The organism is Listeria swaminathanii, from assembly GCF_014229645.1.
In the GTDB taxonomy this organism is placed as follows: Bacteria; Bacillota; Bacilli; order Lactobacillales; family Listeriaceae; genus Listeria; species Listeria swaminathanii.
The window spans coordinates 991,669-1,007,180 of sequence record NZ_JAATOD010000001.1; the positions used below are offsets into that span (position 1 = coordinate 991,669).

A 15,512-nucleotide genomic window follows, 5' to 3' on the forward strand; every position below is an offset into this window, starting at 1 on the left:
CTATCACTTTATTAATTAGCTGGTTAATGCTATTCTGATAAGGTGGTTTTAAGCGAATAACAACATAAAAGTTGTAGATTGACGGAATGAAGGGAGTTTTGAAATATGAATCGGAATGAGTATAATGATGATTCTATTCAGGTGCTTGAAGGACTGGAAGCGGTCCGGAAACGCCCAGCGATGTATATTGGTTCAACCGATGTACGCGGGCTGCACCATTTAGTATATGAAATAGTGGACAACTCGGTCGATGAGACCCTTGCAGGTTTTGGTAAGAAAATTGTTGTGACACTTCATGAGGATGGCAGTGTTAGTGTTAGCGATGAAGGTCGTGGGATGCCTGTTGGGATGCACAAAACAGGTAAATCTACGGTAGAAGTTATTTTAACCGTACTTCATGCTGGTGGTAAATTTGGCCAAGAAGGCGGATATAAAACTAGTGGAGGACTCCACGGTGTTGGTTCATCCGTTGTAAATGCGCTCTCAGAATGGTTAGTTGTTACGATTAATCGTGATGGCGCAACCTATCAACAAAAATTTAAAGACGGCGGAAAGCCAGATGGAACACTGAAAAAAATCGGGAAATCAAAAGCTACTGGGACAACAATTCGCTTTAAACCAGATCCAGCGATTTTTCCAACTACTTCATTTAACTATGAAACATTATCTGAACGTCTAAGAGAATCTGCTTTCCTTTTAAAGGGCATGTTAATCGAATTAATTGATGAACGTGTAGGTATGGCAGAGGCTTTCCACTTTGAAGAAGGTGTGAAAAACTTTGTTGAATACATTAATGAAGGCAAAGATGTACTTCATCCAGTTGCTAGCTTTGAAGGAGAAAATGCGACCATTGAAGTAGAAATGGCGTTCCAATTCAATGATGGTTACTCTGAAAATATCTTGAGTTTCGTTAATAACGTTCGAACTCGCGGGGCAGGTTCCCACGAATCAGGTATGAAAGCTGCTATGACACGGATTTTCAATGATTATGCTCGTCGGGTGAATCTTTTAAAAGAAAAAGATAAAAACCTCGAAGGTAGCGATATTCGTGAAGGGTTATCCGCGGTACTTTCGATTCGTGTTCCAGAAAAAATTCTTCAATTCGAAGGACAAACGAAAGAAAAACTAGGGACGCAGGAAGCTCGTCAGGCTGTTGATGCTGTAGTGGCGGAACATTTAGCTTACTTCCTTGCTGAAAACCCAGAAACAAGCTCACTTCTTGTTAAAAAGGCAGTTAAAGCCCGCGAAGCAAGAGAAGCTGCCAGAAAAGCGCGTGAAGAAACGCGTAATGGTAAGAAAAAGAAACGTTCCGAAACACTTCTTTCTGGAAAGTTAACGCCAGCGCAATCACGAAACCCTAACAAAAATGAACTTTACCTAGTCGAAGGAGACTCGGCGGGAGGATCAGCCAAACAAGGCCGAGACCGTCGTTTCCAAGCTATTTTGCCACTTCGAGGAAAAGTAATTAATACCGAAAAAGCAAAACTACAAGATATCTTAAAAAATGAAGAAATTAGTACGATTATCCATACAGTTGGTGCGGGTGTTGGTACCGAGTTTGATGTCGAGGATTGTAACTATGATAAAGTAGTTATCATGACCGATGCGGATACCGATGGCGCCCACATTCAAGTATTGCTACTAACATTCTTCTATCGTTACATGCGTCCGCTTGTTGAAGCTGGTAAAGTATTCATTGCCTTACCACCACTTTACAAAGTCAGCCGCGGTTCCGGGAAAAAAGAAGTAATCGAATATGCCTGGACAGATGAAGAATTAGATTCTGCCATCCAAAAAATCGGTAAAGGCTACATGATCCAACGTTACAAAGGTCTTGGTGAGATGAATGCCGACCAACTTTGGGAAACAACGATGAATCCGGACACACGTACGTTAATTCGTGTGCGAGTGGACGATTCTGCGCGTGCTGAACGCCGCGTGGCAACACTGATGGGTGATAAAGTAGAACCAAGACGTCAGTGGATTGAAAAGCATGTTGAGTTTTCTATGGAAGATAGCCAAAATATTTTAGAAAATGAAAACATGATGGTTGAGGAGGCGAAAGACATTTGACTAATCCAGAACAACATATCCAAGACTTAGCGCTAGAAGAAGTTATGGGCGACCGTTTTGGTAGATATAGTAAATATATTATTCAAGAACGTGCGCTTCCAGATGTTCGTGACGGACTGAAACCAGTACAACGTCGGATTTTATTCGCAATGAATGTCGAAGGAAATACATCCGAGAAAGGTTTCCGTAAATCTGCCAAAACAGTCGGAAACGTTATCGGTAATTACCATCCACATGGTGACTCTTCCGTTTATGAAGCAATGGTGCGGATGAGTCAAGACTGGAAAGTACGTAATATGCTGATTGAAATGCACGGAAATAACGGTAGTGTCGATGGTGATCCACCAGCTGCGATGCGTTATACCGAAGCTCGTCTTTCACCGATTTCAGCAGAATTACTACGCGATATCGAAAAAGAAACAGTCGATTTCATTCCTAACTTTGATGATACTTCCAGTGAGCCAACTGTTTTACCAGCGCGTTTTCCGAACCTTTTAGTCAATGGTTCTACTGGGATTTCCGCGGGTTATGCGACTGATATTCCGCCGCATAATTTAACCGAAATCATTGAAGCTGTGATGAAACGATTAGATAGTCCGCTTTGCACAACCGATGATATTATGAAAATTGTCAAAGGCCCAGATTTCCCAACAGGTGGGATTATTCAAGGGATTGACGGTATTCGTAAAGCATATCAAACGGGTAAAGGACGCGTTGTCGTTCGTTCCAAAACAGAAATTGAAGATATTCGTGGTGGCAGAAAACAAATTACCATTCACGAAATTCCTTATGAAGTGAATAAAGCTAATTTAGTGAAACGCATGGACGAACTTCGTATTGAGAAAAAAATTGAAGGTATTTCAGAAGTACGTGATGAAACTGACCGTACAGGACTTCGTATTGCAGTGGAACTTAAAAAAGACGCTAATGCAGAAGGCGTACTGAATTACTTATTTAAAAATACAGATTTACAAGTGAGCTATAACTTCAATATGGTCGCTATCAATAGAAAACGTCCTGAGCTAATGGGAATTATTCCAATGCTTGACGCTTATATTGGGCACCAAAAAGAAATCATTACTAAGCGCTCCGAGTATGATATTCGCAGAGCACGCGCGCGCCAACATATTTTAGAAGGATTAATTAAAGCACTTTCTATTTTAGATGAAGTCATTAAGTTAATCCGTGGCTCGAAAGATAAACGTGATGCGAAATTAAACTTACAAACAAACTATGATTTCAGCGAAAAACAAGCAGAAGCGATTGTATCTTTACAACTGTATCGTTTAACAAATACAGATATACATGAACTTCAAAGTGAAGCCGAATCTCTAGCAGAACAAATTAGTGTTCTGGAAAAAATCTTAGGTGATGAAGCAGAACTTATTGCTGTTCTAAAAGAAGAACTAGCAGAAATCAAGAAAAAATACAAAACTGCCCGCCGTACAGAAGTGCAAGCAGAAATCACTGAAATCAAAATCGACACGGAAGTACTTGTTGCTAACGAAGACGTGATTGTTTCTGTGACGAAAGAAGGCTATGTGAAACGTACAAGCCAACGTTCTTACGCCGCTTCAAATGGTGCAGAACTAGCAATGAAAGAAGCCGATCATGCCATCTTTATTCAAAAAATGAATTCACTCGATTCGCTCTTGTTATTCACGAGCAAAGGGAATTTCATTTATCGACCAGTGCATGAATTGCCAGATATTCGTTGGAAAAATCTCGGTGATCACGTTAGCCACTTGGCCAGCGATTTGTCAGCCGGTGAAGAAATTCGTTCTGCGATTGCAATTCAAGCCTTTACGGAAGAAAAACGATTTTTATTCGTTACCAAAAACGGCATGACCAAACAATCGGCTATCACGAATTACAAACCACAGCGCTATTCTAAGTCAATGATGGCAATTAAGCTAAAAGATGATGATGAGCTGTTAAGTGTTCATTTGATTGATGGCACAGAAGATATTTTCTTAGCAACAAAAAATGGTTACGGTCTTCGCTATTCCATTACTGAAATCCCAGAGTCCGGCGCAAGAACGGCCGGCGTAAAAGCGATTAACTTAAAACAAGAGGATATCGTCATCGGCGGGGTTGTCATCGCCCAGAACGAACAAAAACATATCCTTCTCGCAACACAACGAGGTTCACTTAAACAAATGAAAGCAAGTGAATTCGAACCAATTTCTAGAGCAAAACGTGGCTTACTAATGTTACGCGAGCTGAAAAGTAATCCGCATCGTTTCATAGGCTTAACGCTTGCTGATAATAACGACCATTTATTTATTGAAACAAATACAGATCAAGTAGTCGAAATAGACGTCAATAATCTACGGATAACAGATCGCTATTCCAACGGCTCGTTTGTGTTAGATGAAACAATGGAAGGGGAACCAACATCTATCTGGTTAGCAATCCCCGAAATTAAAGATACAACAGACGCAAAAGACGAATAATCATAAAAAGAGTTCTTGTATAGAAATATGCAAGGATTCTTTTTTTTGATATAATGACAAAGAATAAGAGGAGGGAAACGCATGGCAGAAAAAATGAATGTAGAAAGTTTTAATTTAGACCATACGAAAGTAAAAGCACCTTTTGTGAGACTAGCGGGAACGAAAGTTGGCATCCACGGAGATGAAATTTACAAATATGATGTTCGTTTTAAACAACCCAATAAAGAACATATGGAAATGCCCGCGCTTCACTCTTTGGAGCATTTGATGGCTGAGCTTGCGAGAAACCACACTGATAAATTAGTCGATATTAGTCCGATGGGATGCCAAACAGGATTTTATGTTTCGCTTATCAACCATAGCGACTATGATGATGTTCTAGAAATCATCGCTACTACATTAACTGATGTAATCCAGGCAACAGAAGTTCCAGCTTGTAATGAAGTCCAATGTGGCTGGGCAGCAAGCCATAGCCTAGAAGGTGCAAAAGCTCTAGCATCCGAATTTTTAGCTAAAAGAAGCGAATGGAAAAATGTATTTGCTGAATAAGAATAAGTGCACCTACCTGTATATAGAGGTAGGTGCTTTTTAATAGAGAATATAAATGTTAATAAAATCACTTTTTTGGAAGCGCATTCTTTAAAAAAGTCACATTTCCGACATATTATCTGATATTTTGGTACCACGCGAAATACCATGGAAAGCCAGCATGTAGAGCCATTTCTCTTATTTATAATCATTATTAATTAAGCATATGATTAATTTGTCTAAGAATGTTCACAATTTGTCCATTGGTATATACCACGATTGAGTATATAATTTAGTCATTGAGGCAAGCGAATAGCTGCTTTAAGGGATTCTAATGTAACTAATATGATTAGAGAGAGGAACAGCATAAGATGTCTATCAAATCTAAAATAATTAAAATTGGAGTTTGTAGTGTAATGGTACTCGTGCCACTTTCACAAACTTCTTTGCCGAGTTTTGCCGTTGAGGAAACAGGGACAGATACAGGAGTAAACAATATTAATATTCCTGATCCAGTATTAAAAGCTACGTTGAATAGTAATTTAGGTGCAGCAAGTACAGCTGATATTACTGAAGCTCAGATGTTGACTCTTACTGGTCTAAATCTAAGCGGTAATATTACTGACTTAACAGGACTTGAATATGCAAAAAACTTAAATATGCTAACTATCTCAGATATAAATGCAGGTAGCTATGCACCGGTAGCGCAATTAACTAATTTAGAACACTTAATTATTTCAGGTTCTAATGTAACTTCAAGTATGATACCAGACTTAACAGGGGTAACAGGATTAAAAAACTTGAGTATAACCAATGCTAGCTTAGATAATTCCGTTTACTCTAAAATAAATAATATTCCCAATTTAGCTACCCTTAATTTAACTGGTAATAAAAATATCACTAATATTACAAACCTTAAAAATTTACCTAATCTATCTACTTTAATTGTAGAAAATTGTCAGATTGCTGATTATAAAGGTGTAGAAGATTTCCCAAGACTAACAAATTTTAGTGGTGGGAAACAAGCTTTTGAATCGCAAGAAGTGACAGCAATCAAGAGCAATACCCTTAATTATGATGCAAAAGCGCAAACAATGTTTGTTCCTTTTAGTTTATTGACACCAAATTCTTTAACCAATTTCGATGGTTCCAAGATCAATCCTTCCTTTAAACTCTATGAATATGAAGTGGAATTGAACAGTGGGGCTGTTGCTGATAGTAAGATGACAGCTTCGGCTGAAGGGGTAACAATTAACGGCGTTACTCCAGCTGATTTTGACCAAATTGAAAATCTTTCTGTCTACGCATTATTTGATGTTAGAAAAGCAACAAAACCTGCTAACTTAACAGCAGGTAGCTATAGTATTAGTAACTCTTCAGTAAAAGGGAAATTTACGGTTGATCATTCTGTAAGTATTACAGCTGAGGATAACATCTCTTATATAGCTGGTGAAACAGTCACACCAGAAAAATTCCTAACAGATATTAACGCAGATGCCAATGGTCCGACAGTTACAAGCGACGTTGCAGAAAAAGTCGATTTTACAAAAGCTGGAACATATACTGTTACACTTAACGCAGAAAATTCAACAGGTGTTAAAAGTGAACCAATGCAAGTAACAGTTACCATCATTGCAAAAACAGCCATCACAGCTGACCCAGAAGTATCATATGAGCTTGATGAAGCAAAAACAGAAGCTGAATTTTTGGCTGATATTAAAGCAACGACAAATGATGAAACTGCAATTACAAGTGATTTTGCTACTGTAGTAGACTTTACAAAAGCTGGGGAGTATACAGTTACATTAAATGCAGAATCAGATGTCCAAAAAGCAGATTCACTTACTGTAAAAGTAAAAATCAATGAAAAACCAGTAGAACCAGTGATACCAACACCAGATCCAGATCCGACACCAGACCCAGATCCAACACCAGATCCAGACGATCCAACGACGGATCCGGATAATCCAGAACCAACGCCTGCAACAGGTAAAGCTAGTCAATCTGGTGGTTTAACAAGGAAATCCACAAAGTCTGGAGCTTCTTATTCAGCTCAAGCAACTAGCAATACAATAAAATTACCAAAAACAGGGGATTCGTTACCAGCAACAGGCGTAGTCATGGGATTCTTAGTCTTAGGATTAGGCGTTATGATTGCTCGTAAAAAATAGATAAAAAAACCAAGTAGATAAATTATTCATATTCAAAATTGTTTTAGCGAAGAATTTTGGCTTATAAGGAGGGGGAGCTAGTAATCAAAGCATTTTTTCTTATAGGTCACAGTTCTTCGTATTTTTAAACAATTTTTTCAGATTTATAAGGCTTTATTGATTCGGAAAACCATTAAAATGTCACAAAATAGTTGTTGCAATGGAAGCCTCCGAAGATATAATCTGCTTATTTGATTGGAACTAGCCATTCCAAGGACGTTTAATAATAAGTAACTTGATAATAGAAAGGAACAACCAAGATGACAATCAAATCTAAAATTATGAAAATCGGAATTTGTAGCGTGATGGTACTCGTACCACTTTCTCAAACTGCTTTACCAAGTTTTGCTGCAGAAGAAGTAGGAGAAGAAGTAAGTTCAGATATTGTGAACATTCCAGATTCAGCCTTAAGAGCGCAACTAAATCAAATAATCGGCCAACCAGCCGCAGCGGATATTACCAAATCGCAACTAACAGGTTTTAGGACCTTGAGCTTAAACTCTGGTATTACAGACTTCACAGGACTTGAATATGCAACTAACCTGGAAACTTTAACATTGAACAGCGTTAATGCAACTAACTATACAGCTATAGGACAGTTAAAAACGTTAAAAACTTTATGGGTTCAAAATTCTAATGTAACTTCCAGCTCAATGCCTGATCTAAATGGTTTAACTAATTTAGAAAGTCTAGACCTAAGCAATAACAAGTTAGATGATTCCGCTTATGCGAAATTTAATCAGCTATCCAGTTTAACTGATCTTAATTTATCCGGTAATAAAGGACTTACTAGTGTAAGCGAGCTTCAAAGTTTGTCTAATCTAACAAAATTAAATCTAAATAATTGCCAAGTATCTGATTTTAGAGGTATAGAAAATCTCTCGCATCTTACGAGTTTAACCTCAACAGGGGCCCAGTTTATACCATCGGAAGTGCTGGAAATTAAGAGCAGTACCCTTAAGTATGACGCCAAACAACAAACCATGTTTGTTCCATTTGACATCATGACACCGAGCCATATAACCAACTATGACGGTTCGGAAGTTAATCCAGCATATAAAACAATGGCTTATCGACTTATATTAAATGATGAGGACATTGATTACGATAGAATAACAGGTATGCCGGATGGTTTATCAATCACAGGTGTGACCCCAGCAGAGTTTGACCAAATTGAAACATTAACTTTATGGACTACGTTTGATTCTAAAGAAGTAAAAACACCGCCTAATTTAGCCGGAGGAACATTTAATGTTAGTGGATCAGGCATGCAAGATTTTACTGTCGACCATTCAGCCATAATTACAGCAGAAGAGAATATTTCCTACGTAGCAGGCGGAGCAGTCACACCAGAAAAATTCTTAGCAGATATTAAAGCAGATGCGAACGGTGCAACAGTTACTAGTGACGTGGCAGAAAAAGTTGATTTTGCTAAAGCTGGAACGTATACCGTCACGTTGAATGCAACCAATTCACTAGGTGTGCAAGCTGAACCAGTTCAAGTGACAGTGACAATCATTGAAAAAACAGTTATCACTGCTGATCCAGAAATCACTTACAATCTAAATGAAGCAAAAACAGAAGCAGAATTCTTGGCAGAAATTAAAGCAGCAACAAATGATGAAACTGCAATTACCAGTGATTTCGCCACTGCAGTAGATTTCACCAAAGCAGGCGAATACACAGTAACACTCAATGCAGAATCTGATGTACAAAAAGCAGATCCACTTACTGTAAAAGTAAAAGTAAGCGAAAAAGCACCAGATCCAGAACCAACGCCAAATCCAGAAACACCATCTGATGAACCTGTTCAGTCTTCTGATTCCGTAGATGACCCAAGCAATAATGAAGTAGAAAAAGCAGTGGAATCAGCGGACTCAGCGGATTCAGCAGACCCTGTAGTATCTATTTCCGCTCAAGCAACTACAAATACAGTGAAATTACCAAAAACAGGTGACTCACTACCAGCAACTGGTGTAGTCGTAGGATTCTTAGTCTTAGGGCTAGGCGTTATGATTGCACGTAAAAAATAAATAAAAAACTATTCGCTCTACATTGAGCGAATAGTTTTTTATGAATCAAGATGTGCTTTTAGTCGGATAATGAGTATCTATGTATACCTTAAAGAACGAAAAACAAAAGCATCTTGCTGGAAAAAGTCACAATTTAGTCACATTTTATGAATCGTATAGTACTGGATAGAATACTAGATGAATAGATGGTTTCTTCTGATTTTTGATTTCTTAAATCGTTTTTATGATTTATTTATGGGTGAAATCATCAAGGAATGTTCACAAAATGGCTATTGGTATTTATAATCGATGGGTATATAATTTAAAAGGTTAGACTAGTGTTTAGCTGTTTTAAGATAATCAACTTGATAAAAGAGAGGAACAACAAAAGATGTCAATAAAATCTAAAATTATGAAAATCGGAATTTGTAGTGTCATGGTACTAATGCCACTATCCCAAATTTCTTTACCAAGTTTTGCCGCAGAAGAAACAGGGGAAGAAGCAAGTTCAGATATTGTGAACATTCCAGATTCAGAAGTAAGAGCACAACTAAACCAAATAATTGGTCAAGCAGCCACGGCGGATATTACAAAAGCTCAAATGTTAGGATTTACGACTATGAGCTTTTCTGGTTCAATTACGGACTTAACGGGTCTTGAAGCTGCAACTAATCTTAATTCGTTAACGATAAGCAGTAAAACTATAACTAATTATGAAGCATTAGCTAAACTAACTAATTTGAATGCCCTAGGGATTGAAAATTCTAACCTGACTTCAAGTTTGCTACCTGATTTAAATGGTTTAACCAATTTAGCTAATTTGATACTAATTAATAATAAGCTAGATAATTCGGTTTACCCTAAGATTAAAAATCTACCTAATTTAACTACTCTTAATTTGTCTGGAAATAAAGAAATCACCAATGTTAGTGAGCTACAAAGTTTGGTTAATCTTACTAGCTTAAATGTTTCCGACTGTCAGATAGCTGATCTAAGCGGTTTGGATGTTTTTCCAAAATTAACTGATTTCAATGGAGTGAACCAACGGTTTGCGCCTCTGGAAGAGACAGCGATTAAAAGCAAGATGCTTAATTACAATGCGGCAGCACAAACCATGTTTGTCCCGTTTGACATAATGACACCAGGTTCAATCAACAACTTTAATGGTTCAAAGATTACACCTTCTTACAAACCTGACATGTACATGATAGAACTTGACAACGGTGTTATTGATGGCGATAGAATGACTGGATCAGTTGAGGGGATTACAGTAAGTGATATGACGCCAACTGAGTTTGACCAAATTGAAAAATTCACTTTATATACTATATTTGATTTTTCAAAAGCAGGCACACCAGCCAATTTAGTAGGAAAAACATATACTGTAAATGCTGCGGGTATACAAAAATTCACTGTTGATCACTCCGTAGATATCACCGCTGAAGAGAACATATCTTATGTAGCTGGCGGAACAGTGACACCAGCAAAATTCTTAGCAGATATTAAAGCAGATGCAAACGGTTCGACAATTACTAGTGATGTGGCAGAAAAAGTGGATTTTGCAACGCCTGGTGTCTATACTGTTACACTAAATGCGCAAAACACTCTTGGCGTGAAAAGTGAACCATTCCAAGTGACGGTAACAGTTGAAGCAAAAACAGTTATCACAGCTGATCCAGAAATCACTTATAGTCTAAACGAAGCAAAAACAGAAGAAGAATTCTTAACAGAAATTAAAGCTATCACAAATAACGAAACACCAATTACTAGTGATTTTGCAACAGTTGTTGACTTTACAAAACCTGGTAAATACAAAGTAACACTTAGTGCGGAATCAGCTCTCCAAAAAGCTGCACCGCTTACTGTAACGGTAACAATAAGTGAAACAATACCGGATCCAGACCCAACACCAGACCCGGATCCAACACCTGATCCAGACCCAACAGATCCAACAGACCCAGTTGATCCAGCTGAACCGGCTAATTCGGTCGATCCGGTCGATCCTGTAGTTGAAATTTCAGCCACCACACCTGTAACCACAGTGAAATTATTACCAAAAACAGGTGATTCACTACCAGTAACAGGCGTAGTCGTAGGATTCTTAGTCTTAGGATTAGGCGTTATGATTGCACGTAAAAAATAAATAAACAAAAAAACTATCTGTTCCAATATATTGGGCGGATAGTTTTTTTGTTTATTTGAAAGCATCTGATTTCATTTCGACAAAAATTCGACAAAATTAGCTCTTTTTGTTGTTGATATAAAGCACTAACCAAAATCCGCATAAAAACTAGGATTGTGATACAAAAAGTCCATGAAAGGTACTAAAAAATACTTTTTCAGCTGTTTTTGTACACATTTTATCTATTGGTCTTAGACTAAGAGGGGACTATAATAACACCATAAAGTTCCTTTTAAAAGCTTAGTAATATTATCTAGGCTAATTCAATAGAGTGGAGAGGATAATGACTTATGTCAATCAAATCAAAAATAGTTAAAATTGGAGTATGTTGTGCAGTAATCATCGTTCCAGTTTCGCAAACTACAATGCCGGTATTTGCAGCAGAGCAAACAGGCTTAAAAGCAAGTCAAGATAACGTAAATATTCCTGATGCTGTATTTAAGCAGTATTTAAATAGTTTACTTGGACAAGCAAGTACAGCGAACATCACAGAGGCGCAGATGGATACATTAACAACCATTTCATTAAGTAAATTGAATATTACCGACTTAACAGGACTTGAATACGCTCATAACGTAAAGGATTTAAGAATAGACTCGATTCATGCAACAAATTACAATCAAATAGCTGGATTAAACAAACTAGAGAAATTAACAATAATGGGAACAGACGTCACCTCAGATAAAATTCCTAACTTAAGCCAGCTTACTAATTTAACTAACGTAGATTTTTCCCACAGTGCACATGATGACTCGATTTTAACTAAATTAAATGTATTGCCTAAAGTTTCGTATATTAATCTTGATAGTAATGGAGCAATAACTGATATTATGCCACTAAAAAGTATGCCTGAGCTTAAAACATTATACGTTCAATTCTGTGGCATTCATGATTACCGTGGTATAGAAAATTTTCCAAAATTAACTCAATTATACGCATACGGACAAAACATCGGTGCGAAAAAATTAATTAACTCTGAAATCAAGAGTAGCGCTTTAACATATAATGCGGACAATCAAACGCTATATGTTCCATTTACAATCATGACAGAACGAACTGTTAACTATGATGGTTACACGCCAGACTTTCTGAAGTCTACCTCTAGCAGCGATACCTTCTTTTCAATGAATGAACAACAAATTAATGGTAGCCGACTAACTATTACAAGTGATGGACTAACAGTAAGTAATGTTAGTAAAACAGATTTCGATAATCTTGAAAAAATGGAATTTAACGCACGAATTGATTTACCTTACGACACATATAATTCACCAGACCAATTTAAAGATGGCGGTAGTTACACTATTTCAGGTCCAGTCTATGATCATTATTTTACTGTAGATCACTCTTTGACTATTACAGCTGACAGCGATAAAACTTATGTGCAAAATAAAGCAGTTACAGAAGCAGCGTTTTTAGCAGATATTCATGCGCAATCAGATGATGGTTCGGCAGTTACAAGTGATTTTGCTGATAAAGTAGATTTCACAACACCTGGGACGTACACAGTTACTTTACAATCAGAAAATAATGCCGGATTAAAAGCAGATCCAGTACAAGTAAATGTAACAATTAAAGCAACAACAACTATTACGGCCGATAGTAGCATTACTTATAAAACCGATACATCGAAAACAGAAGCCGAATTTTTAAAAGATATTCAAGCGAAAACGAATGATGGTACAGTGATTACAAGCGATTTTGCAACTGTGGTAGATTTCTCTAAACCAGGAAAATATATCGTTACGCTAAACGCTGAAAATGATTTACAAAAAGGAGCGCCCGTACAAGTGACGGTTATTGTGGAAGGCGAAACACCGGTACCAGATCCAACACCAACACCTGATCCGACACCTGATCCGACACCAGACCCAACGCCAAGCCCAACTCCAGATCCTACACCAAATCCAGTGGTTGTTACACCAAGCGTCGATAAACCAGTGACACCAATTCCAAGCATCCCGTCACTAACAGTTGATGAGAAGAAAGAAGCGAAGACAAAAACAAGCGTAAAAACGGCAGCAAATACAAATGCATTACCAAAAACAGGCGATTCCTTACCTGTAGCAGGAGTGACTGTTGGCGCTTTATTGATTGGATTAAGTTGGATTGTTTCTAGAAGAAAATAAAAAAAGCTATCCGCCCGTATAGGGCGGATAGTTATTTGTTCATTACACTAGTTAGCATAGCGACATATGCTTGAGCACCAGTTTTAGTTAAATGGACCCCATCAGGAGCGAAGTATTGTGTTTGGCCGCTTGATCGTGAATACCAATCAACAACGGTTACATTCGGTCTGGAAGCGGCGTTGGCAATACTTTTGTTTACTTCCGATTGCCAGCCACGAGGAACTCGCGTATTTACTAAATAAATGGTAGCTTTATCAAATTGATCTAACAAACTATCTAATTGATCCGCTGTGAAAGGACCATTTGTACCGAGTTCGAGAATGACTGAGCTATTTTCACTATTGAATTTCTTATAGCCAGTGGCGGTAGTAATGGCATCTCGCAATTGACGTCCAACAAGACCATCAATCGTCACATTTGGAACAGCTTCTTTTAAGTAGGGTTCAATATCAAGCATTACCGAATCGCCAATTGCCACCGTTTGGGTAATTGTAGGCGTTGGAGTGGCGGATTTATCTTTATTATCCGGTTCCTGCGTTTCGTTTTGCCCATTTGCTTTTTCTGTATCTGTCTCTTTGGAGTCTTCTTTCTCTTTTGCAGCCTTATCTTCAGTTGCTTTTTCCGTGTCTTTTTTTGTATCCGTAGTGGAAGTGGTTGTTTTAACAGATGTTTGTTGTTTTTCTGCATTTGTATTCACGGAAAGCACGTTTGTCATACCAAGTGTGAATACGGCTAAAACAGCTACAAGTCCAGCTAAACTCAACCATTTACCAACAGGTTTGCTTTTCCAGACAAAGTAATTCTTATCTTTGAAACCTTTGAAGTAATTAATGAAACCATTTTTTCGGATAGGTGTTTCAATAAAGCGGAACGATAATTCAGCGATAATAAAAGTGGCAGCGACTTGTAGAATAGCGCGTCCGATATTTGGCTGTGTAAGTTCTACCACAGGTGTCGTTAAGGTGATGATTGGATAGTGCCATAAATAAATACCGTAAGAACGAGTCCCAATCCATCTAAGCGGTTTGAAGCTGAAAATTTTGCTTAAATAGGAAGCAGGGTGAGAAATAGTTGCAATCATGATAACGCCAAGAATTGCAACGAATAACAAACCACCGCGATATAGGAACGGTTGATATTCACTGACAAATGCGGTAAACAGAATAAAGCCAAGTACACTCATTGTCCCAACTATATTAAGAACAGCTTTACTTTTCTTTGGAACGACAGGGCTAAGGCGAGTGAACGGCCATACAAAAGCAAGTGCACAACCCGCTAGTAAATCAAACGCTCTAGTATCTGTTCCATAATACACACGACTCGGATCCGTCCCTGGAACATACAAAACTGCCATCCAAATAGCAGAAAGAAGACCAAGACCGATAACGATTTTTAAAAGTAATTTTGGATTTTTGACCCATTTTAGAAAAACGAGTAAAAAAGCGGGCCAAATCATGTAAAATTGTTCTTCAATGGCAAGTGACCATAAGTTTTTAAGTGGTGATGGAAGTCCAAATGAATCAAAGTATGATACATCGTGGAAAATAAACCACCAGTTACTAACATAAAAGAAAGAAGCAATTGCATCGCCGCGTAAGTTTTTTAAGATTTCTGGATGGAAGAAGACTGCGTAGATGACAACAACGACAATCATTACATAGACAGCAGGAATGAGTCGCCTAAAACGTCTAATCCAGAATTGTTTTAATTGAAGTGTTTGTGTTTTTTCCCATTGCGTTAATAAAATGTTCGTAATTAAATAACCAGATAAGACGAAAAATATGTCTACGCCGATGAATCCACCTTTTGCCCAGCTGAAATTCAAGTGGTAGGCGATTACAGCAATAACTGCGAATGCTCGAAGTCCATCAATACTCGGAACATATTTTCTACTGTAGCGAGTAGTCCTTTTCAAAATAACA

Annotated in this window: 8 protein-coding genes; 7 read left to right on the forward strand and 1 reads right to left on the reverse strand. The window is 37.8% G+C overall.

Features of this window, described 5'->3' with window-relative positions; genetic code table 11:
- The first annotated feature begins 105 nt into the window (after positions 1-105).
- From parE to inlK, 7 genes are all read left to right on the forward strand, one after another.
- The gene (gene parE, locus HCX62_RS05025) at positions 106-2,073 is read left to right on the forward strand and encodes a DNA topoisomerase IV subunit B (protein ID WP_003723731.1); all 1,968 of its coding nucleotides are present in this window, start codon (positions 106-108) and stop codon (positions 2,071-2,073) included.
- Positions 2,070-4,529 carry a DNA topoisomerase IV subunit A gene (gene parC / locus HCX62_RS05030; protein ID WP_185637371.1) on the forward strand — a complete coding sequence of 820 codons (2,460 nt, stop codon included), beginning with the start codon at positions 2,070-2,072 and terminating at the stop codon, positions 4,527-4,529. Before parE ends, parC begins: the two co-directional genes overlap by 4 nt.
- A gap of 81 nt (positions 4,530-4,610) precedes the next feature.
- Positions 4,611-5,078, forward strand: coding sequence for an S-ribosylhomocysteine lyase (locus tag HCX62_RS05035; protein ID WP_185637373.1), 468 nt, complete (start codon positions 4,611-4,613; stop codon positions 5,076-5,078).
- 350 nt (positions 5,079-5,428) lie between these two features.
- Complete coding sequence (locus HCX62_RS05040) at positions 5,429-7,228, forward strand: LapB repeat-containing protein (protein WP_185637375.1); 1,800 nt, start codon at positions 5,429-5,431, stop codon at positions 7,226-7,228.
- 299 nt (positions 7,229-7,527) lie between these two features.
- A complete protein-coding gene (locus tag HCX62_RS05045) occupies positions 7,528-9,300 on the forward strand; it encodes a LapB repeat-containing protein (protein ID WP_185637377.1) in 1,773 nt (590 codons plus the stop codon).
- Positions 9,301-9,670: 370 nt separating this feature from the next.
- Positions 9,671-11,422 carry a LapB repeat-containing protein gene (locus tag HCX62_RS05050; RefSeq protein ID WP_185637379.1) on the forward strand — a complete coding sequence of 584 codons (1,752 nt, stop codon included), beginning with the start codon at positions 9,671-9,673 and terminating at the stop codon, positions 11,420-11,422.
- A gap of 329 nt (positions 11,423-11,751) precedes the next feature.
- Complete coding sequence (gene inlK / locus HCX62_RS05055; RefSeq protein ID WP_185637384.1) at positions 11,752-13,590, forward strand: class 1 internalin InlK; 1,839 nt, start codon at positions 11,752-11,754, stop codon at positions 13,588-13,590.
- Positions 13,591-13,621: 31 nt separating this feature from the next.
- Here inlK and HCX62_RS05060 read toward each other — a convergent pair whose 3' ends face one another.
- Complete coding sequence (locus tag HCX62_RS05060; RefSeq protein WP_185637386.1) at positions 13,622-15,505, reverse strand: acyltransferase family protein; 1,884 nt, start codon at positions 15,503-15,505, stop codon at positions 13,622-13,624.
- Between the last annotated feature and the right edge of the window lie 7 nt (positions 15,506-15,512).

Coding starts and splice junctions, on each gene's coding strand:
- HCX62_RS05045 (WP_185637377.1), top strand. CDS start 7,528: ATGACAATCAAATCTAAAATTATGAAAATCGGAATTTGTAGCGTGATG.
- parE (WP_003723731.1), top strand. CDS start 106: ATGAATCGGAATGAGTATAATGATGATTCTATTCAGGTGCTTGAAGGA.
- inlK (WP_185637384.1), top strand. CDS start 11,752: ATGTCAATCAAATCAAAAATAGTTAAAATTGGAGTATGTTGTGCAGTA.
- HCX62_RS05050 (WP_185637379.1), top strand. CDS start 9,671: ATGTCAATAAAATCTAAAATTATGAAAATCGGAATTTGTAGTGTCATG.
- HCX62_RS05035 (WP_185637373.1), top strand. CDS start 4,611: ATGGCAGAAAAAATGAATGTAGAAAGTTTTAATTTAGACCATACGAAA.
- HCX62_RS05040 (WP_185637375.1), top strand. CDS start 5,429: ATGTCTATCAAATCTAAAATAATTAAAATTGGAGTTTGTAGTGTAATG.